This is a genomic window from Paraburkholderia tropica (assembly GCF_914484835.1).
GTDB lineage: Bacteria > Pseudomonadota > Gammaproteobacteria > Burkholderiales > Burkholderiaceae > Paraburkholderia > Paraburkholderia tropica_A.
Window position 1 is genome coordinate 101,679 of the sequence record NZ_CAJZAR010000049.1, and the last position, 20,407, is coordinate 122,085.

The window sequence follows — 20,407 nt, forward strand, 5'->3', positions numbered from 1 at the left end:
TCGGAACAGGCAGCAAAGCAGCGAAGCAGAAAGGGCCGCACGGGGACATCCCGTCAACGGGAGACGCGGCCAGTGGTTTCAGTGTGGAACCGCAGCGTCGAACCACAGCGTCATACCGCGCGCACCGTCGCGTGCAACACGAGAATGCACCAGAAGCGGGCGCGGAGGTTGCGCAGGAAACGATGCGCGATGTGTGCGTGCCGCGCGCTGTTCAGCAAAAACAAAAACCCACGCGACATTTTATGTACTCGATCTTGCCCGCGTTCGTGTCCGCGTTGTTTCTCGGATTCGGCGTGTACGTACTGCTGACGGAAGGCGTCACGCGGCTCTCGGTGCCGTTCGCATCGATGTGCGCGACCACCTTCGTCTGGCAAGGCACGTGGGCATTCCTGTTCCAGACCTCGGACCCCGACCTCGCGGACGCGCTGGTCAAGTTCGGCTATCTCTTCATCCTGTTCCTGCCCACCACGTTCTATCACTTCGTGATCGAAGTGAGCGGGCGGCGCAGCGAACGACCGCTGCTGGTCGCGTCGTATGGGCTCAGCGTGCTGCTCGCGATGCTGCTCGTGGTCAGCGACGAAGTCGTGGCGGGCTACGGCAGTTTCTTCTTCGGCAAGTATCCGCACGCGGGCCTGCTGCATCCGGTGCACGTCGCGCAGACGGTGCTGCTCGCCTTGCGCAGCGGCTGGCTGCTGCTCGCGGCGCGCCGACAGACCGAGGCGCGCGACCGCCGCAAGCTGCTCGATCTCTGCCTGGTGAGCCTCGGGCTCTACGGCGCCGCCGCCACCGATTACGCGGTCAATTACGGAGTCGCGTTCTATCCGGTCGGCGCCGTGTTCATCGCCGTGAGCCTCGGCATCCTCGCCGTCACCATCGTGCGTTACGGGCTGATGCGGCCGTATCTGCTCGCCGCCACCGTGGCGCACGAAGTGGCGACACCGCTCGCGGCCATCGGCATGCACGCGGAGGAGATCGGCAACGTGCTGCCCGAACTCATGCGCGGCTATCAGCTCGCGGTGCAGCACCAGCTTTGCGTCGATGGCCTGTATCCGGGGCAATCGGAACGGCTCTCCTCGCTCGCCACTTCGATTCGCCGCCAGGTCGACAGCACCAGCACCGTCGTGGAGATGTCGCTCGCATCGTTCACGCTCGACCGGCTCGACCGCCGCAGCTTCGAGGCCTTTCCGATCCGCTCGTGCGTGAATGCCGCGCTCGAACGCTTTCCGTTCCGGCCGGGCGAGCGCGAGATGGTGCGTGTCGATGCGATCGATCCGCAGCTGTGCTTTTCGGGCTCCGATTCGCTCGTCGTGTTCGTGCTGTTCAACCTGCTGAAGAACGCGATCTACGCGATTCATGCGGGCGGCGGCGGGCGCGTGGAGATCGGCGCGGCGAGCGAGAACGGCTATTGCGTGCTGCGCTTCACGGACAGCGGGCCGGGCATCGCGCCCGACGTGCTGCCGCATATCTTCGAGCCGTTCTATTCGACCAAATCGCATGGCAAGGGCGCGGGCATGGGGCTCGCGTTCTGCCGCCGCGTGGCCGATGCGCTGGGCGGCACGATCGTCTGCGAGTCGGTGCCGGGCGTGGCCACCCTCTTCACGCTGCAACTGCCCGAGCCGGGCTCCCCGGCGGACCGCGCGCTGCACGACGCGCCGGGGAAGCCCCGCCGCACGGCGGGGCAGGATCACACGGGCTGAACGCTAACGGACGTTCGGCGTTCAGTTCGCGCTGGTCGGCAGGACGAGCTCATACTCCTTGACGCGCTCGATGATGCCCGGCGGGAAACGGCGGATCCGCTTGTCGGTGCCGGCAAAGAGAATCTGCTGGTAGCCGAGCGAAACGGGCCGACCGTCGACGCAAAAACGAAACACGAGATAGGCCGAGCACTGGCGCACCTGGAAGGTGTTCATGTAGCAATCGACGCGCTGAAACGGAAACGTCTCTTGCACATATTCCTGATGCGCGCGCTTCGTCACGAAGACGCCGCCCGCCGCGAGCAGATTGTTATGGATGCACTCGTGGAACCAGCGCTCGCGGCAAATGCCCTGCCACTCGAAATAGCGGGCGAAATAGGTGTTCATGAAGGCATTCGAGTCCTTGAGATAAATGTCGATGACGTGATGGAAGGTCTTGCTCGGCGTCGCCTCCATGATCTCGTTGGAAAATCCGTTGGCGCCACGGGAAAGAACTGCGGGGATCGATTCACGTGCATTCATGCGATTGACTCCAGATCGGAATGGCCGCTGGCGGCGGCCTCGCATGCCTTCGATGTTTGAAGACATGCCCCCAATTCTGTGCGCGTTCACGGGCAGCCAATACCGCATCGGTCACATACTTGAGGCCGGCCTCGACGCTTTGCGCGAATTCATGCGGCGCGGCGGGGCGCGCAAACGTTTGATGCCGGCTTGCATGCGCATGGATGCGAAGTGAATCGCGTCGAGCGGCGAACCGGGACTGTCGCGTTCATGCCTGGCGAATGGGCGAACGCGTGGGCGAATGGTTGCCGAGTGCGCCCGCAAGGCCCCATAATCACCGGGCGGCGGCAGCTTGCCGTATCGTCGGGGGCAACGCGGGGCGCGAATCGCCATGCGGAGCGAGGCTCCTGCCGCCATCGCATCTGTTCATAGCGCACGAGACGTGAAGGCGCGGCGCAAGACGGCGCGTTCACCGAGGCAAAAACATGAGTTCCATCGTCAGACAGCCGGTTTTTTATCCCGTATCCGTGGTCTTTCTCGACGACAGTGCGGATTTTCTCAATGCACTGCGCGGCCTCTTTCCGAACCTGCCCACGCATCATTTCTTCACCTCGCAGCAGGAAGCGCGTGCGTTCATCGAACAGCGCGGCGCGGGCGGCGCGGCGCATAGCCCGATGTCGGGCGAGGCGTGGTCGGAGTTCGAAAAGAAAGGCGGCAACGCGCTCGGTCAGGACGCGCTCGCCGACGCCGCGCGTTTCGAGGAAGTCGCGGCCATCGTGGTCGATTACGACATGCCGGGCCAGGACGGCCTCGAATTCCTGGCCTCGGTGAAGGACACGAACTGCACGCGCATTCTGCTGACCGGCACCGCCGACGAATCGCATGCCGTGGACGCCTTCAACGCGGGCCTCATTCACTTCTATCTGAAGAAGTCCGACCCGGGCATGACGCGCAAGCTCGCGCATGCGCTCGCCAACGCGCAGCAGAAGCATTGCGCGGGGCGCGGGCATATCGGCGTGCATGGCGTGGGCGCAATCTACGCCGACCGCCGCACCAACGACGCCTTGCATGCGCTGGCGCAGCGCGAGCGGCTCGTCGAATATTATTGGCGGCCCGAGCAGAACGCCGTGCTCACGTTCGACGCGTCGGGCAACCCCGGCGTCTTTCTCGCGTGGGACGCGCACGACTGGGACGCGCAATGCGACGTGGTGACCGACGAAGGCGGTCCTTCGGCGCTGCGCGAGGAGATGGAAGGGCGGCGCATCATGCCGGTGTTCTGGCCGAACGAAGCGTATCGTCCGGGCATGGCGCGCGTGGAATTCGCCGAGCCGCAGGTGCTGCCGGGCGCGCCCGACGCGCACTATAGCTGGACGCGCATCGAAGGCGTCGAACTCGCGCAGGAGTGCGTGACGTTCGCGCAATGGCTGCGTACGCGGCGCGAAGCGTGATGAATTAAACGCGCGTTCATGCGGACGATAAAAAAGGCGCACGCTTCACGGCGTGCGCCTTTTTTCATGGCGTTTTGCGTTGACGGCGCGAGGCCGTCGGGCGCGGATTAAAACGTTTCCCAGTCCTCATCGCTGCCCGCGGATGCGACGGCGGGCGAGGGCGTTGCGGGCTTCGGCGCGGCTTCGCTTTTCGCTTTCGCCGCGAGATTCGGGCGCTTCAAAACCTCGTTCGATTTCGCGGCTTGCGCAGATGGAAGCGCTTGCGTGGATTTCGCGGCAACAGGCGCGCTGCGAACCGCTTGCACGGCGCGCGTTGTACGGCGCGCGGATTGCGTCGACGCTTGCGCGTTTGTTTGTGCGCTCGTTTGCGCGTTCGTCTGCATCGCCGTCTGCGAACCGATGCGGAACACCGCCACCACATCGCGCAAGCCGTTCGACTGCGCGGCCATCGACTGCGCCGCCGCCGACGCTTCTTCCACCAGCGCCGCGTTCTGCTGCGTGACTTCGTCCATCTGCGAGACAGCGCGGTTCACCTGCTCGATGCCCGTGTGCTGTTCCTCGGAAGCCGCCGCGATCTCGCCCATCAGATCGGCCACGCGGCGCGCCTGTTGCACCACTTCGTCGATCGTCGAACCCGCTTCGTCGACGAGCTTCGAACCTTCCACGACCTGCGCGACCGATTGCCCGATCAGCTCCTTGATTTCCTTCGCCGCGCCCGCGCTGCGTTGCGCGAGCGTGCGCACCTCGCCCGCGACCACGGCGAAGCCGCGTCCCTGTTCGCCCGCGCGCGCCGCTTCCACGGCCGCATTGAGCGCGAGAATATTGGTCTGGAACGCGATGCCGTCGATCACGCCGATGATCTGCTCGACGCGCTTCGACGTCTCCGAAATATCGTGCATGGTCTGCACCACGCGGCGCACCACGTCGCCGCCACGCGCGGCCACGTCCGACGCGTTCACGGCGAGCGTGTTGCCCTGGCGCGCATTGTCGGTGTTGTGCTTCACCGTGGTCGTGAGCTGCTCCATGCTGGCGGCCGTTTCCTGCAGCGAAGCGGCCTGCTCCTCGGTGCGCGACGAGAGATCGAGATTGCCCGCGGCGATCTGCTGCGCGCCCGTGGTGATCGATTCCGCCGAGGTCTGAATGCGCTGCACCGTATCGACGAGCTGATGCTGCATCTGGCTCATCGCATGCAGCAGGCTGCGTTCGTCGCCGCTCGCGACCTGCACGCGCGCCGTGAGATCGCCCGAGGCGATGCGCTCGCAGATATCGGCCGCATAATCGGGCTCGCCGCCGAGGCTCGCGCGGATGCTGCGGATCAGCCAGAACATGCCGAGCGTGAGCGCCGCGCCGATCAGCATCACGAGCGCGAGATTGCGCAGCAGCGAGCCGTAGAAGGCGTCGTCGATATCGTCGACGTAGATGCCCGTGAACACGTGCCAGTCCCAGTCGGGAACGAGGTCCGCATAGGTGATCTTGCCGACCGGCTTGTCGTGGCCGGGCTTGGGCCAGACATAGGTGCTGAAGTGATTGCCGCCCGGCGACGAGCTTTTGACGATCTCCGACGCCACGGGCGTGCCGTTCGGATCGGTCATGTTCGCCTGGCTTTTGCCTTCGAGTTCGGGCTTGGGCGGCACGAGCAGCGCGAGCACCGAGCTGTCGTAGATGCCGAAGTAGCCGCTCTGGTCCGCGCCGTAGCGCATGACGCGCAGCGCGCCGATGGCCTGGCGCTTGGCCTCGTCGACGGACAGATGGCCCGCCGCCGCTTCCTTCTGGAAGTAAGTGACCGTGCCGAGCGCGGTCTGCGTCTGCTGCGCGAGCGACGCCTTGCGGTCCTCGAGCATGCCGGTGCGCGTCATGATCGCGTTGACCACGACCATGACGATGAGTGCGATCCACAACAGCGCGACGATGCTCCACGCCTTCTGATTCAACGATAGTCGCTTCACGTTTTCCTGATTCCCGTGCGGCTCCAGATGGAGCGGTCCCCGTTCCTTGGCGGGCCGTCGCGACACGCGCGCGTCGCGGGGCAGCCCGGTTCATGGCGAAAAGGCGATGCATGGCCGCCTTCCCGACCTGTTTATCGGCGCGGGCGAGGGGAACTGAAGGCGCGCGATGCGCGGCGCATGACATTTCGCAAATCGTTTGCGATCGTCTGGATAGGCGCGGATTTCAGGGCTGACGCTCCGCCGCGTGACTTTCAGGACGCGGCTTCGATCGCCTCGATCAGCGCTTTCAACACGCTTTCTATCGCCGACGACAGGCGCCGGTCGCGCATCGTCGTGATGCAGAGGCTGCGCTGGCTCAGCTCGGGTTCGTCGATGGGGCGCGCGACCAGCGCGAGGTCGTCGGCGAGATGCTGGAGGCCCGCGAGCGAGAGGCGGCTGCCGAGCGTGATGGCGTTCGCGAGCGCGGCGAACGCATGCAGCGCGCTCGAATTGTTGCTCGTGAGGATCGGCTCCAGCTGGACGCCCTGGCGCGCGCAGCATTCGTCGAGCAACTGGCGCGCGGTGTTGCCGCGTTCGAGCAGCGCGACCGGATAGCCGCGCAGGTCCGCGAGCGTCAGCGACGCGCGCTGCGCGAGCGGATGCGCCGGATTGAGCAGCGCGCAGACGCTCGCGCGCGCGGTGTATTCCACGTGCACTTTCGCCGGATCGCCGCCCGAAAACGCGAGGCCGAGATCGACTTCGCCCGCCGCGACCCAGTGCTCGACCTGTGCGGGCGTGCCCGCGCGCAGCATGAAATGCACGTGCGGCACGGCCGCGTGATGGCGCGCGAGCACGCTCGGCAGGAACGAGCGCGTGAAGCCCTCGGTGCAGCCGACGCGCACGATGCCGCGTCCGAGCGCCTTGGCGGCGGCGATATCGGCGAGCACGGCGTCGCCTTCGAGCAGCGCGCGGCGCGCGTGCGCGGCGAGCCGTTCGCCCGATTCCGTGAGCACCATGCCGCGCGGCATGCGCTCGAACAGCGGCGTGCCGACGTCCTCTTCGAGCTTGGCGATCTGGCGGCTGATGGCCGAGACGGCCACGTGCAGCGTCTGCGAGGCGGCGGCGAGCGAGCCGGTGCGCGCCACTTCGACGAAATAGCGCAGGGCGATGCCGTGCAGCATGAGGACACTCTCCGGGGATGGAATCGTTGTGCGTTGCCTTTTCGGCAATGCTATCCGCAAAATTTGAAATTGTTGCGAATTTTTGGCGTTCCTAGACTGGTTTCCATTCCGCAGCATCGCAATCGCAGCGAATTCGAATCGCAAATCCATCGAAAAATTCGCATCGCCGAAATGAAAGGAGACTTCGTGAACGCCAACGTCAATGTGGACAGGAACGCCGTGCAACGCCAGCAGGCCATCGACGCCGCGCTGCATCACTTCGATAGCGGCGACTTCCTGCGCGACCTCGAACGCCGCGTGGCGTTTCGCACCGAAAGCCAGAACCCCGCGCAGGCCGACGCGCTGGGCGCCTATCTGAGCGACGAGATCGCGCCCGCGCTCGCGCAACTGGGCTTCACGAGCCGCCTCGCCGCGAATCCGGTGAACGCGCGCGCGCCGTTTCTGATCGCCGAACGCATCGAAGACCCGGCGCTGCCGACCGTGCTGACCTACGGTCACGGCGACGTGGTGCGCGGCTACGACGACCAGTGGCGCGCGGGCCTCGCGCCGTGGCGCGTGAGCGTCGAGGACGACCGCTGGTACGGACGCGGCTGCGCCGACAACAAGGGCCAGCACTCGGTCAACTTCGCGGCGCTCGCGGCGGTGCTCGCGGCGCGCGAGGGCAAGCTCGGCTACAACGTGAAAGTGATCTTCGAGACCGGCGAGGAAATCGGTTCGCCGGGTCTCGACGAAGTCTGCGCCGCCGAGCGCGACGCGCTGGCCGCGGATGTCTTCATCGCCTCCGATGGTCCGCGCGTGAGCGCGCAGCGCCCGACGATCTTCCTCGGCTCGCGCGGCGGCGTAACGTTCGAACTCCTGATCGATCTGCGCGAGGGCGCGCATCACTCGGGCAACTGGGGCGGCGCGCTGCGCAATCCGGCCATCGTGCTCTCGCATGCGATTGCGAGCCTCGTCGACCGGCAAGGCGCGATTGCCGTCGAGGGGCTGCGTCCGCCGCCCGTGCCCGCGAGCGTGCGCGCCGCGCTCGCCGACATCGAACTGGGCGGCGACGAGAACGCGCCCGCCGTCGACGCCGACTGGGGCGAGCCGGGCCTCACGCCCACCGAACGCGTGATCGCCTGGAACACGCTCGAAGTGCTCGCGTTCAAGTCCGGCAATCCCGATGCGCCCGTCAACGCGATTCCGCCGCGCGCGCAGGCGACTTGCCAATTGCGCTTCGTTGTGGGCACCGATTACCAGCGCGTGGGCGAGCATCTGGAGGCGCATTTCGCGCGGCTCGGTTTCGCCGACGTGCGCGTGCGCGTGACGCAGACGGCGGCCGCCACGCGTCTCGACCCCGACGACGCCTGGGTGCACTGGGCGCTCGATTCGCTGCGCGCGAGCACGGGCAAGAAGCCCGCGCTGCTGCCGAACCTGGGCGGCACGGTGCCGAACGACGTGTTCGCGGAAACGCTCGGCCTGCCGACGCTGTGGGTGCCGCATTCGTATCCCGCCTGCGCGCAGCACGCACCGAACGAGCATCTGCTCGGCAGCGTCGCGCGCGAGTCGCTCGCCGTGATGGCGGGACTCTGGTTCGATCTCGGCGAGGATGCGAAGCGTCTTGCGTCAGGTTCCGCGAGCGCTGAAAGCACCGCCGCCCGCTAGCCGTCATCGTCACTCTTGCCTGCGCCGCGCGCGCCCCACACCATGTCCACGAAACGCACGCCCAGTCTCACGCAACTCGTCGTCGCCACGTCGGTCGGCAACGCGCTCGAATGGTTCGACATCGCGATTTACGGCTTTTTCGCGGTGTTTATCGGCAAGCACTTCTTTCCGGCCGCGAACGAGACCGCTTCGCTGCTGCTGACCTTCGGCGCGTTCGGCGCCTCGTATCTCGTGCGCCCGCTCGGCGGCATGGTGCTCGGCGCGTATGCCGACAGGCGCGGCCGCAAGGCGGCGCTGATGCTTTCGGTGAGCCTCATGATGCTCGGCACGGCGATCATCGCGCTAGTGCCCGACTATGCCGCGATCGGCGTGGCCGCGCCGCTGCTCGTGCTGGCGGCGCGGCTCGTGCAGGGCTTCTCGGCGGGCGGCGAATTCGGCGCATCGACCGCATTGCTGATCGAGCACGCGCCGCATCGGCGCGGCTTTATCGCGAGCTGGCAGTTCGCGACGCAAGGGCTCGCGACCTTGCTGGCCGCCTCGTTCGGCTATGGCCTCGCGAAGTCGATGGCGCCCGCCGATCTTGCCGCGTGGGGCTGGCGTCTGCCGTTCTTTTTCGGCTTGTTGATCGGGCCGGTGGGTCTGTATCTGCGACGATTTCTTCAGGATGCCGAGGACTTCACCGAAGGCGAACGCAGCGAATCGCCGGTGCGCGCCGTATTCGCGCAGCAAAAGCGTCTCGTGCTGACATCGATTGGACTCCTGACGGTTTCGACGGCGGTGAATTATCTGCTGCAATACGTGCCGACCTTCGCGATCCGCGAACTGCATCTGCCGGCGGCCACGGGATTCGCGGCCACCATGCTGGGCGGCGTGATTCTCACGGTGGTCACGCCGTTCGCGGGCCTGCTCTCCGACCGCATCGGCCGACGCCGCCAGATGACGTGGATCGCGCTGCTGTTCGCCGTGAGCGCGTATCCGGGCTTCGTCTGGGCGACGGCAAGCGGCAGCGCGTCTTCGCTCTACGTGCTGATCGCCTGGCTCGCCCTGCTGAAGTCGATCTACTTCGGCGCGCTGCCCGCGCTGATGGCCGAAATCTTTCCGCCCGCCACGCGCGCGACCGGCATGGCGATCGGCTACAACGTGGGCGTGACGGTGTTCGGCGGCTTCACGCCCGCGATTGTCACGTGGCTGCTCGGGGCGACCGGCGACAAGAGCGCGCCCAGCTATTACCTGATCCTCACGGCGACCATCAGCCTCGCTGCGCTCGCGTGGGTGAGCCGCGTGCCGATGGAGCCGCTGCCGCGCCGCGCGGCGGCGTGACAGTCGCCAGCGACGCGAGCGACGCCAGCGCCGCGAGCGGCGCGCACGGACTTCACGCTGTCACCGCCGATGTGTTAGGTTGTCCGACGATGCGCGCGTCGGCGCGGGCCGAGCCGCGCGGCGAAAGGACAGGGCATGCAGACAACCGAACTCAGCGACTGGAATCAGTTCATGTCGCTCACCACGCAACTCGACGGGTGGGCGTTTCGCGGGCAGCAGAATGCGCAATGGCGGCTGGAAAGCTCGCTGTCGCGCTATATGCGCGACTATGTGGGCGACCACGAGCAATGGCGCTCGCGCGAGGAGCGCGCGATTCGCGTGTTCCGCCGCAAGGCGCATAACTTTCTCGCGCATCCCGCGATACTCGAAGACGACCTGCGCTGCCTCGCGCTGATGCAGCACCACGGCGCGCCCACGCGTCTGCTCGACTTCACCAAGAGCCCGTTCGTGGCCGCGTTCTTCGCGCTCGAACGCGCGACCGGCGACGCGGCCGTGTACGCGCTCAATACGCCCGCGCTCTGGAATAATCGCGCGCGTCCGAAAACCGATCCCGTGCTCACACGCGACGTAATCGATCCGCGCGTGCCCGGCCACTTCGAACGCTATTTCTTCTGCAATACGAACGAAATTCTCTGGTCCGGCGAGCCGACCGAAATGGACGACCGGCTGGTCGCGCAGTCGGGCACCTTCGTGGTGCCGGGCGTGATCGATAAACCGCTTCAGGCCATTCTCGATGGCTATGAGAGCAACGAAGAACTGCTGCATCAGATCGTGCTGCCCGCGCGCATCCGCATGGACGCGATGAAGTGGCTGTATCGGATGAATATCACCAACGCCTCGCTGTTTCCGGGCCTCGATGGGCTTGCGCGCTCGATTGGCGTGGAACTGGAGATCGTGTGGTCGGGGATGATGCAGGCGCAGTGAACGGAGCCGGGTTTGCGATTGGGCGTCTTCTCCTGGCGCACCAAACGTTAAATGCGTTTTGACTATTAAATCGCATAATTATTGGCAATAGCTATTGTCCGAAAAAGGCGCCGGCGAGCTAATTGCAAAGGCGCGATTTGAGTTTGCGCTACATTTTTTGAACCGCGTGCCGGGGAATGCGCGTGGCGATTGAGCGCCGCGCGCGAATGCCATTACAATGCGGCCCGGGGAAAGCAATGCTGCGCGCGTGAATGCGCAAGGTTGAATTAAAAGACGGCATTGACTCCGTTCAAATCCGCTCGCTGATTCAAAATAATATGTCTGATACGGTTCGCATCGTCATGGTCGGCTTCGGCAATATCGGGCAGGCCGTGGTGCCGTTGCTGCACGCGCATTTTCCCGGTTGTCACGTTATCGCACTCGACCAGAACCGCGACGCCATTCGCAGGGCGCGTGCGGCGAGCATGGGTGTCGAACTGATTCAGTGCCGCGTCGACGCGCTCAATTTTTCTCAGGCCATCGCGCCGCATCTGCGGGCCGAGGATTTTCTGCTGAATCTTGCTCCCGCGGTGAGCAGTTGCGCCTTGCTCGCGCTCGCGCAATCGTGCGGCGCGTTCTATCTCGATACCGGGATCGAACCTTGGGCGTATGCGTTGTCGAACGAGTCCGCCGACGCCACCAGCAATCACGCCTTGCGCGAGGCGATGCTGACCGTGCAGCGTGCGCGCCCCGGCACGCAAACCGCGCTGGTCGCGCACGGCGCGAATCCGGGTTTCGTTTCGCTGCTGGTGAAGCGTGCGCTGCTCGAACTCGCGCGCGTGCTCGAACCATCGCGAGCGGACGATCACCGCGTGCCGCGTACGCGGCAGCAATGGGCCGCGCTCGCGCAGGCGCTCGACGTGCGCGTGATCCAGATTTCCGAATCCGATACGCAGCGAGCCGACACGCCGCGCGCCGCCGACGAATTCGTCAACACCTGGTCGGTCGAGGGCTTCGCGACCGAATGCCTGCAACCCGTCGAGATCGGCTGGGGCACGCATGAGCGTGTCTTGCCCGCAGGCGCGCGCCGCTGGCGCGATGGCTCGCAGGCGGCCATTCAACTCGCGCAGCGCGGCCACGAAATCGCGGTGCAGACCTGGACGCCACTGCGCGGCCCGCTCACGGCTTGCATCCTCACGCACAACGAGTCGATTTCGATCGCGGAGTACTTCACCGCGCCGGTCGAGGACGGGCGCGCAGGCGAAGTCTGGCGGCCGACCGTCTACTACGCCTATCGCCCGTGCGCGGACGCCGTCGGTTCGATGGCGCTGCTCGGCGAGATGAACGAGATGGGCGAGATGGACAAGATGGACAAGATGGACAAGATGGGCGAGACCGGCGGCAACTGGCGCGAACGCGTGATGAAGGACGAGATCGTCGCGGGCGAAGACGAACTGGGCGTACTCGTGATGAGCGGGCGCGGCCAGTCGGTCTGGTTCGGCTCCGCCTTGTCGATCGCGCGTGCCCGCGAACTGGCGCCGTACAACAACGCGACGAGCTTGCAGGTGGCGTCGAGCATCGTCGCGGGCATGCAGTGGATGCGCGAGCACCCGCGCGAAGGCATCGTCGAATCCGACGCCATCGACGACGAAGCCGCATTCGAACGCGCGCGTCCTTACTGGGAGCCGATGCAATGCGCGACGACAGCGTGGCGGCCCGAACCCGCCTCACCCGCGCTCACCTTCGACGAATTTCTCCTGCCCGGCCGCACGCTGGCGACGCCGGACTCGCCCGATCCGGCGCTCGCGCACGCGGCTTGATCATCGCCATTCCACACTCGACACCATGCAACGTATCCGCCAGATTCCACGCCGGGGCTGGCCCGCGCGCCTCGAATCGATTGGGTTTCACTTTCACTCGCTCGACGAGCACGACGTGCCGCAAGCGGTGGACGACCACACCTTCGTGTACTGGCGCGAGGACCACGCCTATCGGTTTTCATCGGAAGAAGTCGAGCGCATCTACGCGGCGGCGCTGGAGCTCAACCAGCGCTGTCTCGACGCGGTCGAGCACGTGATCACGAAGCGCGACTTCGCGCGCCTCGGCATTGCCGCGCCGATGGGCGACTGGATCACGCAATCGTGGGAGCGTGACGACCCCACGCTGTATGGGCGTTTCGATTTCACGCTCGACGCGCTCGGCACGCCGAAGATGTTCGAGTACAACGCCGACACGCCCACCTCGATCATCGAGGCGAGCCTCGCGCAATGGTTCTGGAAGCAGGATGTGCGCCCCGAGGCCGACCAGTTCAACAGCCTGCACGAAGCGCTGATCGAGCGCTGGCGCGCGCTGCGCGCGCATTACCGCGACATCGATCTGCTGCATTTCGCCTGCATGTTCGACAGCCAGGAAGATGTCTGCAACGTCGAATATCTGATGGATACGGCGGTGCAGGCGGGCTGGTCGGTCAAGCTGATCGCGATGCAGGACATCGGCAACGACGGCTGCGGCCAGTTCATCGACCTCGAAGGGCGCGTGATCCGGCTGATGTTCAAGCTGTATCCGTGGGAGTGGCTGGCCGGTTCCGATTACGGCGGCGAATTGCTCAAGGATCGCTGCGCCTGGGTCGAGCCGCCGTGGAAGATGATTCTGGCGAACAAGGGCATCTTGCCGATCCTCTGGGAGCTGTTTCCGCATCATCCGAACCTGCTCGAAGCGTCGTTCGATGCCGCGCGCTTCGCGGGGCGTCCGCATGCGAAGAAGCCGCTGCTGTCGCGTGAAGGCGCGAACGTCACGCTCATGACGCCGGACGGCGTGATCGAGCGCGGCGGCGATTACGGGGCGGAGGGTTTCGTCTATCAGGACTACATGCCGTGTCCGCGCATCGGGACGGCGGAGGGCGAGCGCTTCGTCACGCTCGGCGCCTGGATCGTGGACGACACGCCCGTCGGGCTCTGCGTGCGCGAGCAGGCGTCGCTGATCGCGAGCAATACCTCATGGTTCGTGCCGCACTATTTCGTGGCGGAGTGAAGGCGTTGAAACATCATTCGGGAAGACCTGGCAAGCCATGAGCAAGCGAAACAACAAGAACGCGTCGAATGGCGCGAAGCAGGCACGCCGTGCGCCGCTGGAGAGCGGTTCGCGCCGCCCGGCGTCGAGTAGCGGTGGCGCGGGCAAGGGCGCGCCCACGCCCACGCCGCCCGCGCGTGGCAACTCGAACATGCTGACGCTCGTGCTGATCGGCGTGGGCGGCGCTGTTGCGCTGGGCATGATGCTGCACGCCTGTACCGATGACGACGACGACGATCAGGCCGCGCAGGTCGAGCAGGTCGAGCGCGCGCGTTACGACTCGCAGGCCGCGTGTCTGGCGGACTGGAATCAGCCGTCCGATTGCGGTTTCGTCTGCGAGGCGCCGGACGCGTCCGGCACGGCGGCGAACGGCGCCAGCGCCGCGCTCGCGTCCGCCAGCGACGCGGCGATCGACAGCGGCCTCGCACCGAACACGAGCGCGTGCGCGCAGACGGCCGCCAGCACGCAGACGAGCGGCGGCGGCCATGGCTATGGCGGCGGTGGCGGCGGGCATTCGAGTTTCGTCTACGCAGGCCATTGGTACGGCCCGTACTACACGCAGGCCGGCACGGTCTATCACGCCAACGGCACGCAAACCCGCGACGCCCCAAGCGGCCCGCTGCACGGAACCGCCTCCTCGCTGCTCGTGCGATCGAGTTCGCTACACGCGGGGAGCGACGTGTTTAGCCGTTCGCCGCGTTCGGTCTCGGTCAGCGAAGGCCGCGCCATTTCGCGTGGCGGGTTCACGTCGGGGCACGGCGGCGGGGGCGGTCACGGTTCGCGCGGCGGCTGAACGCCGCGCCGTCTCGCACGCAACGCTCACGCCTGACACACCAACCCCGGCTTAGGCTCCAGCAAATTCCGCAACGTCTGCAGCGAAACCGGCCGCGAGAACCAGAAGCCCTGCGCCTCGTCGCAACCGAGTTCGCGCACGCGCTGCGCCTGCGCGGCGGTCTCGATGCCTTCGGCGGTCACGCTCAGATCCAGCGCGTGTCCCATCGAGACGATCGCGCCCACCAGCGCGTCGCTGCGCGCGTCGGTGCCCATCTTCGCGATGAACGAGCGGTCGATCTTGAGGCGGTTCAGCGGCAGGCTCGCGAGCCACGCGAGGCTCGAATAGCCGGTGCCGAAATCGTCGACGGCCACCTCGATGCCGAGCGCGCGCAACGCGTGCAGCGTGCGCACGGTGCGCTCGGTGTCGGTCAGCAAGAGGCTTTCGGTGATTTCGATTTCGAGCTGCTCGGGCGCGATGGCGGCTTTTTCCAGCGCGCGCTCGATCTGCTCGATCAGACGCGGATTGGCGAACTGCTGCGGCGAGACGTTGACGGCGACCTTCGTGGGCGTGCGCGCGAGGCGCTGCAACTGGCCGATTTCGCGGCACGCCGTGTCCATCACCCACGCGCCGATTGCGTCGATGAGCCCGGCCTGTTCGGCCACGGGAATGAATTCGGCGGGACTCACGAGCCCATATGCCGGATGACGCCATCGTAGCAATGCTTCGGATTGCGTAATATGCCCCGTCTTCAGCGAGACGCGCGGCTGATAGTGCAGAAAAAATTCGCGGGCGTCGATGGCGCGCCGCAGCGCCTGTTCGAGTTCGAGCTGGCGTGTGGCGCGCGTTTCCTGCGCGCGCGCGAAGCGGCAGAGCTGGCCGCGTCCCGCGCGCCGCGCTTCCGAAACGGCCACGCCCGCGCGGCGCACGAGCGTGGCGGCGTCCTCGCCGTCGGCGGGAAAGCGCGCCGCGCCTACGCTCATGGTCGCGCCGCGCGTCGGCTGCGCGCGGTCCGTGCGTGCGAACGCGTCGATCAGCTGCTGCGCGAGGCGGCTCGCATCGTCGCCGAGACCGGGCAGCGCAATCGCGAACTGATCGCCGCCAATCGAGCCGACCACGCTCTCGCCGCACTCGGTCTGCACGAGCCGACGCAAGCGCTCGCCCGCGTATTCGAGCACGAGGTCGGCGCCATCGGGACCGAGCGCGTCGCGCGTCTTGTGCAGATCGTCGATCTCGACCACGAGGACGGTGAGCGCCATGTCCGCGCGCCGGCAGCGCGCGAGCGAGAGATCGAGCCGTTCGAGGAACAACTCGCGATTGGGCAGATGCGTGGCGCGGTCGTGATGGGAAACGTACCAGAGCTGCGCCTCGGCCTGCGCGTGACGCGTGGTGTCGACGGCGATGCCGATGTAACGCGCGTCGCGCGCGCCCGGCAGCGGCGCAAGCGCGAGCGAGACTGGCACGCGCGTGCCGTTGCGCTTCACATAGGCCCATTCGCCCCGGAAACGTTCGATGGCGCTCGCGCCCGCGAGCGGCCCGATGCGGCGCGCGAGTTCGGCGGGATCGTGCAGCGCGATGAATTTTCGCTGGCCGATCAGGTCTTGCGCGCGATAGCCGGTGAGCTGTTCGTAGGCGGGATTCACGCGCGCGAACACGCCATCGGCGCGGCACAGAAATGCGCCGAAGGGCGCGGCGAGAAAGGCCGTTTCGTAGACGGTGGACGTGCTCATCGAAGTCGCGTGTAGTCCGTGCGGGCGTGCGCCGCACGTGGGGTTATGCGCTTCGTTCAAGCAGGAGCCATGCCACGGCGCGGCGGCATCCGGTGCGTGCGCAACGGGCTCGGCGTGTTCCCGGGCGCGCGCAGGTTACGTAACGCGGCGCGCGCGCCGACTGCGCGCGTTACGTTACGCCGGACGATGGCGCGTGGCGGTCACGCGCGCTCATACGCAGGCACGCGCGCGTTACGGCGCTTCGGGCATCGGCAGATTCAGAGCGGGCGCGAGCCGCGTGGCCTTGAACTCGGTGACCGCATAACTGGCGAGCCCTTGCTGCGCGAACGGATCGGCGGCGAGGATCGCATCGAGACGCGCGCGATCCATGTTCGACGCGACGATCACGCCGCCGTCGCGCGGCAGCTTCGGCCCGGCGGCGATGAAGTTGCCGGCGGCGAACTGAGCATCGAGATAGACGCGATGCGCGGGCAGCGCGTCGTCGATGCGTTCGTGCGAGACGAGATAAGTCAGGTTGACGATGTACATGATGATTCCGTGACAGTGGGCGCGGCCATTGTAGCGGCGCGCTGATCAGGCGGCGCGGGGGCGATCCGTGAGGCCGCGCAGCGCCGCATACTGCAACAACATAATCGTTTTCCCATCGACGATCTCGCCGCGCTCGATCATCGCCAGCGCCTCGCGCAACGGCAGTTCGAGCACTTCGAGATCCTCGCCTTCATCCGCGAGCCCGCCGCCGTCGCCGGTGCGCAGCGAGGCATCGTATTCGCCGAGATAGAAGTAGAGCTTCTCCGTCACCGAGCCGGGGCTCATGAACGCCTCGAATACCTTGCGCAGATTGCGCACGCGATAGCCGGTTTCCTCTTCGACTTCGGCGCGGATGCGGTCCTCGGGCGAGGCGTTGTCGAGCAGCCCGGCCGCCGTTTCGATCAGCATGCCGTCGTGGCCGTTGACGAAGGCGGGCATGCGGAACTGGCGCGTGAGCACGACATTGCCGGTCGCGGGATCGTGCAGCAGGATCGTCGCGCCGTTGCCGCGGTCGTAGGTTTCGCGGCTCTGGCGCTGCCAGCTGCCGTCGCCGCGCCGGTAGTCGAACGTGACCTTCTTCAGCACGTACCAGTTGTCGGACAGCAGGGTGGTATCGACGATGCGGACGCGGTCGCGGGTGGCGGTCATGCGAGTCTCCAATGACGGTTTGCTGGGCGCGAGCCGGGACGCAGCGCGTGCGTGAGCAGCACGAATCCGGCTCGATCTGCCTCGCATGGTAACGTGCAGACTCGTGCAATTTCAAGAAAATTCGTGCAAACCGCCGATGGAAAAAAAGGACGCCTATCGGCTCCGGCTTTTCCGCGCCGTCCCCGCCGCGGTTTTGCCACGCGCTTTCACCGCAGTCGCTTCGTCCACCTCAGTCATCTCCGCAGCCGCTTCATGCTGCGCGCGCACGATCTCGATCAACCGCCGCGCGGCGGGCGACAGATAGCCGTCATTGCGATGCACGACGCCGAATTCGCGCGTCATCGTCGTGACCGGGTTCGGCAGTTCGACCAGCGCGGGCGTGAAGCGGCCCGCCTCCAGGTTGCGCCGCGAAATAAAGCTCAGCAGGCCGGTTTCGGCGATCAGGCGCGGCACCGCCGCGATCGAACTCGTCATCACGGCGGCGCGGGGCGCGGGCAGGCCGTGCGCCGCGAACACGGCTTCGAGCCATTGCCGCGTCGCGACCGACTGCGCGGGCAGCACCCAGCCGCACGCGGACATCGCTTCGAGCGTCGCGCGCTTGCCCGCGAGCGGATGCGTGGCGCTCGCGGCCACCACCACGTCGTCGGCGAGGATGGGGATTTGCACCAGCGCGTCGTCGTGACGGCCGAGCGGGCCGATCACCACGTCGAGCTGGCGCTTGCGCAAGGCGTCCTGCAGCACGTCGTTCATGCCGATCTGCAGTTCCACGACCACGGCGGGCGCTTCCTCGTGCAGCACGCGGCAGGCGGTCGGCATGATGAATTCGGCGATGGTGGCGGCCGCGCCCACTTTCACGAGCCCCGACAAGCCCGCGCCGAGCGTGGCGATTTCGCGCTGCGTCTCGTCGAGCGTGCGTTCGACCAGACGCACGCGCTCCTGCAGCAGCCGCCCGGCGTCGGTCAGGCGGATGCCGCGCCCGCTGCGCTCGAACAGCGCCGCGCCATAGGTCTGCTCCAGCCGGTCGATGCACTTCGAGAGCGCGGGCTGGCTCACGTGCAGCGCCTCGGCGGCGCGTCCGAGATGGCCGAGTTCGGCCACTTTCGCGAAATACATCAGGTCGCGCACCTGCAGATTCATGACCATGCGCGCCGCCTTCCGGCGTCTGCGCCGCGTGAGGAATTCATAGCTGACAGGAATGAAAATATGAAAAATCGAAAATAGACATTATGAGTCGCGGTGTCAACAATGGCGTGAGGAAGCCATCAGGCCTTCGCTTTCAACAAGGAGACACCCGATGTCGTATCGCATTCTCGTCACCGCGCCGCGTCTGGCGCCCGCCGGTCAGCGCGTGCTGGCCGCCGCGCAGTGCGAGACCGTCTATATCGACGACGCCCAGGACGCCGCGCAGGTCGCGCGCATTCTCGCCACGCAGCCCATCGACGCGGTCATCTCGCGCACGGTCGAACTGAGCGGCGCGGCCATCGCGGCCTGCCCGACGCTGCGCGTGATCTGCAAGCACGGCGTGGGCGTGACCAATATCGACGTCGACGCCGCCACGCAGCGCGGCATTCCGGTTTTCACGACGCCCGGCACGAACACGCATTCGGTCGCGGAACTCGCGATCGGCCTGATGCTGGCCGCGGCGCGCAAGCTCAACTTCTTCGACAGCGAACTGCGCGCGGGCCGCTGGACCCGCACGGGCGACGGCCGTCAGCTGCATGGCCGCACGCTCGGCCTCGTCGGTTACGGGCAGATCGGCCAGCGCGTCGCGGCGATCGCGCATGCGCTCGGCCTGCACGTGCGCGCCTTCGATCCGGTCGCGAAGCAGGCCGACGCGCAGCCCTTCGTCACGCTCGAATCGTCGCTCGACGCGCTGCTCGCGCAGGCCGACGTGCTGAGCCTGCATTGCCCCGTCAACGCGCACACGCGCAATCTGCTCGACGCCGAGGCCATCGCGCGTTTGCCGGATGGCGCGATCGTCGTCAACACGGCGCGCGGCGAACTGATCGACGAAGCGGCGCTCGTGGCCGCGCTGCGCAGCGGCAAGCTGGCGGCGGCGGGCCTCGACACCTTCCGCAACGAACCGATGCCCGCCGACGATCCGCTCGCCGCGCTGCCCAACGTCGTGCTCACGCCGCACGTGGGCGGCTCGACGCCCGACGCGCTCGACGCCGTGGCCGTGTCCGCCGCCGAAACCTGCCTGCGCTTCCTGCGCGGCGAAGGTGTCGACAGCGTCAATGCGGCCGCCTGCGTGAACGGCGCCGTGCTCAAACATCATCAATCCGATATCAAGGTCATCGCATGAACTCCAACCAGGATCGGGCCGGCTGGCCCGCAGGCTTTTTCGTCGGCCAGCGCACCTCGCTGCCCAGCGCCGCGCAGATTGAGGCGTTCCGCAGCGTGCCGGTCGCGCACGCGGGCGACTGCATGGGCCGCAGCACCGGCGCTTACGGTCTGAGCGCTTATCACCACTCGGTCACGCTGACGATGTGCGGCCCGGCCATCACGGTGCGCGTGCGTCCCGGCGACAACATGATGATCCACAAGGCGATCGAACTCGCGCAGCCGGGCGATGTGATCGTCGTCGACGGCGGCGGCGATCTGACCCAGGCGCTGATCGGCGGGCTGATGCGCACGTCCGCGCTGACGAAGAAGATCGGCGGCTTCGTCATCGACGGCGCGATCCGCGATCTGGCCGAGTGGGCCGAAGGCGGCATTCCGGTCTACGCGCGCGGTCACACGTTCCGCGGTCCGAGCAAGGAAGGTCCGGGCGAGGTGAACGTGCCGATCGCGTGCGCGGGCATGGTCGTGAATCCGGGCGACCTGATTCTCGGCGACGCCGACGGCGTGATCGCCGTGCCGGTCGACCGCCTCGACGCGCTGCTGCCGCTGGTGCGCGCGCACGCCGACAAGGAAGACACGATCCGCGCGACCAACCAGGCGGGCAGCGCGGACCCGGAGCGCTTCAACGCGCTGCTGCGCAAGAAGGGCTGCCCGGTTTAAAACGCCGACGCGAACGCGAACGCAAACGCGAACGCAGCGAC

At 66.7% G+C, this 20,407-nt stretch carries 17 protein-coding genes; 10 read left to right on the forward strand and 7 right to left on the reverse strand.

The genetic code is table 11. The features are described from left to right. The first annotated feature begins 242 nt into the window (after positions 1 to 242). Entirely contained in the window at positions 243 to 1,697 is a 1,455-nt protein-coding gene (locus LDO54_RS16640; protein ID WP_224011787.1) for a sensor histidine kinase, read from the forward strand. A 21-nt stretch (positions 1,698 to 1,718) separates the two neighbouring features. Here the strand turns inward: LDO54_RS16640 and LDO54_RS16645 are convergent, their stop codons facing one another. Continuing rightward, positions 1,719 to 2,216 carry an acyl-CoA thioesterase gene (locus LDO54_RS16645; RefSeq protein WP_224011893.1) on the reverse strand — a complete coding sequence of 166 codons (498 nt, stop codon included), beginning with the start codon at positions 2,214 to 2,216 and terminating at the stop codon, positions 1,719 to 1,721. Between the two features lie 464 nt (positions 2,217 to 2,680). Between LDO54_RS16645 and LDO54_RS16650 the strand changes: the two genes are divergently transcribed. Then, positions 2,681 to 3,643 (forward strand): response regulator, encoded by a 963-nt coding sequence (locus tag LDO54_RS16650; RefSeq protein ID WP_224011788.1) that lies wholly within the window; start codon positions 2,681 to 2,683, stop codon positions 3,641 to 3,643. 107 nt (positions 3,644 to 3,750) lie between these two features. Here the strand turns inward: LDO54_RS16650 and LDO54_RS16655 are convergent, their stop codons facing one another. Continuing rightward, a complete protein-coding gene (locus LDO54_RS16655) occupies positions 3,751 to 5,589 on the reverse strand; it encodes a methyl-accepting chemotaxis protein (RefSeq protein WP_224011789.1) in 1,839 nt (612 codons plus the stop codon). Positions 5,590 to 5,840: 251 nt separating this feature from the next. Then, positions 5,841 to 6,749, reverse strand: coding sequence for a LysR family transcriptional regulator (locus LDO54_RS16660; protein ID WP_224011790.1), 909 nt, complete (start codon positions 6,747 to 6,749; stop codon positions 5,841 to 5,843). A 219-nt stretch (positions 6,750 to 6,968) separates the two neighbouring features. On the opposite strand from LDO54_RS16660, the gene LDO54_RS16665 reads away from it, so the two are divergent. The 6 genes from LDO54_RS16665 to LDO54_RS16690 all read left to right on the forward strand — a co-directional run bounded on the left by LDO54_RS16665 (position 6,969) and on the right by LDO54_RS16690 (position 14,478). Beyond that, entirely contained in the window at positions 6,969 to 8,393 is a 1,425-nt protein-coding gene (locus tag LDO54_RS16665; RefSeq protein WP_224011894.1) for a M20 family metallopeptidase, read from the forward strand. A gap of 42 nt (positions 8,394 to 8,435) precedes the next feature. Continuing rightward, positions 8,436 to 9,713, forward strand: a complete 1,278-nt coding sequence (locus LDO54_RS16670) for an MFS transporter (RefSeq protein ID WP_224011791.1) — start codon at positions 8,436 to 8,438, stop codon at positions 9,711 to 9,713. Positions 9,714 to 9,848: 135 nt separating this feature from the next. Beyond that, positions 9,849 to 10,637 carry an FRG domain-containing protein gene (locus LDO54_RS16675; RefSeq protein ID WP_224011792.1) on the forward strand — a complete coding sequence of 263 codons (789 nt, stop codon included), beginning with the start codon at positions 9,849 to 9,851 and terminating at the stop codon, positions 10,635 to 10,637. Between the two features lie 317 nt (positions 10,638 to 10,954). After that, the gene (locus tag LDO54_RS16680; protein ID WP_224011793.1) at positions 10,955 to 12,436 is read left to right on the forward strand and encodes a saccharopine dehydrogenase NADP-binding domain-containing protein; all 1,482 of its coding nucleotides are present in this window, start codon (positions 10,955 to 10,957) and stop codon (positions 12,434 to 12,436) included. A gap of 25 nt (positions 12,437 to 12,461) precedes the next feature. Beyond that, positions 12,462 to 13,646, forward strand: a complete 1,185-nt coding sequence (locus LDO54_RS16685; protein WP_224011794.1) for a glutathionylspermidine synthase family protein — start codon at positions 12,462 to 12,464, stop codon at positions 13,644 to 13,646. Between the two features lie 37 nt (positions 13,647 to 13,683). Next, positions 13,684 to 14,478, forward strand: coding sequence for a hypothetical protein (locus LDO54_RS16690; protein ID WP_224011795.1), 795 nt, complete (start codon positions 13,684 to 13,686; stop codon positions 14,476 to 14,478). Between the two features lie 26 nt (positions 14,479 to 14,504). On the opposite strand, the gene LDO54_RS16695 is transcribed toward LDO54_RS16690, so the two are convergent. From LDO54_RS16695 to LDO54_RS16710, 4 genes are all read right to left on the reverse strand, one after another. After that, a complete protein-coding gene (locus tag LDO54_RS16695) occupies positions 14,505 to 16,187 on the reverse strand; it encodes a putative bifunctional diguanylate cyclase/phosphodiesterase (RefSeq protein ID WP_224011796.1) in 1,683 nt (560 codons plus the stop codon). Between the two features lie 231 nt (positions 16,188 to 16,418). Beyond that, positions 16,419 to 16,715, reverse strand: a complete 297-nt coding sequence (locus LDO54_RS16700) for a YciI family protein (protein WP_224011797.1) — start codon at positions 16,713 to 16,715, stop codon at positions 16,419 to 16,421. Positions 16,716 to 16,760: 45 nt separating this feature from the next. Continuing rightward, positions 16,761 to 17,363, reverse strand: coding sequence for an NUDIX domain-containing protein (locus LDO54_RS16705; RefSeq protein WP_224011798.1), 603 nt, complete (start codon positions 17,361 to 17,363; stop codon positions 16,761 to 16,763). A 153-nt stretch (positions 17,364 to 17,516) separates the two neighbouring features. Beyond that, positions 17,517 to 18,506, reverse strand: coding sequence for a LysR family transcriptional regulator (locus tag LDO54_RS16710; RefSeq protein ID WP_224011799.1), 990 nt, complete (start codon positions 18,504 to 18,506; stop codon positions 17,517 to 17,519). 151 nt (positions 18,507 to 18,657) lie between these two features. On the opposite strand from LDO54_RS16710, the gene LDO54_RS16715 reads away from it, so the two are divergent. Both LDO54_RS16715 and LDO54_RS16720 read left to right on the forward strand, forming a co-directional pair. Further along, a complete protein-coding gene (locus LDO54_RS16715) occupies positions 18,658 to 19,668 on the forward strand; it encodes a hydroxyacid dehydrogenase (RefSeq protein ID WP_224011800.1) in 1,011 nt (336 codons plus the stop codon). Continuing rightward, on the forward strand, positions 19,665 to 20,366 hold the full coding sequence (locus LDO54_RS16720) for an RraA family protein (RefSeq protein ID WP_224011801.1): 702 nt from the start codon (positions 19,665 to 19,667) through the stop codon (positions 20,364 to 20,366). Before LDO54_RS16715 ends, LDO54_RS16720 begins: the two co-directional genes overlap by 4 nt. Positions 20,367 to 20,407 lie beyond the last annotated feature (41 nt).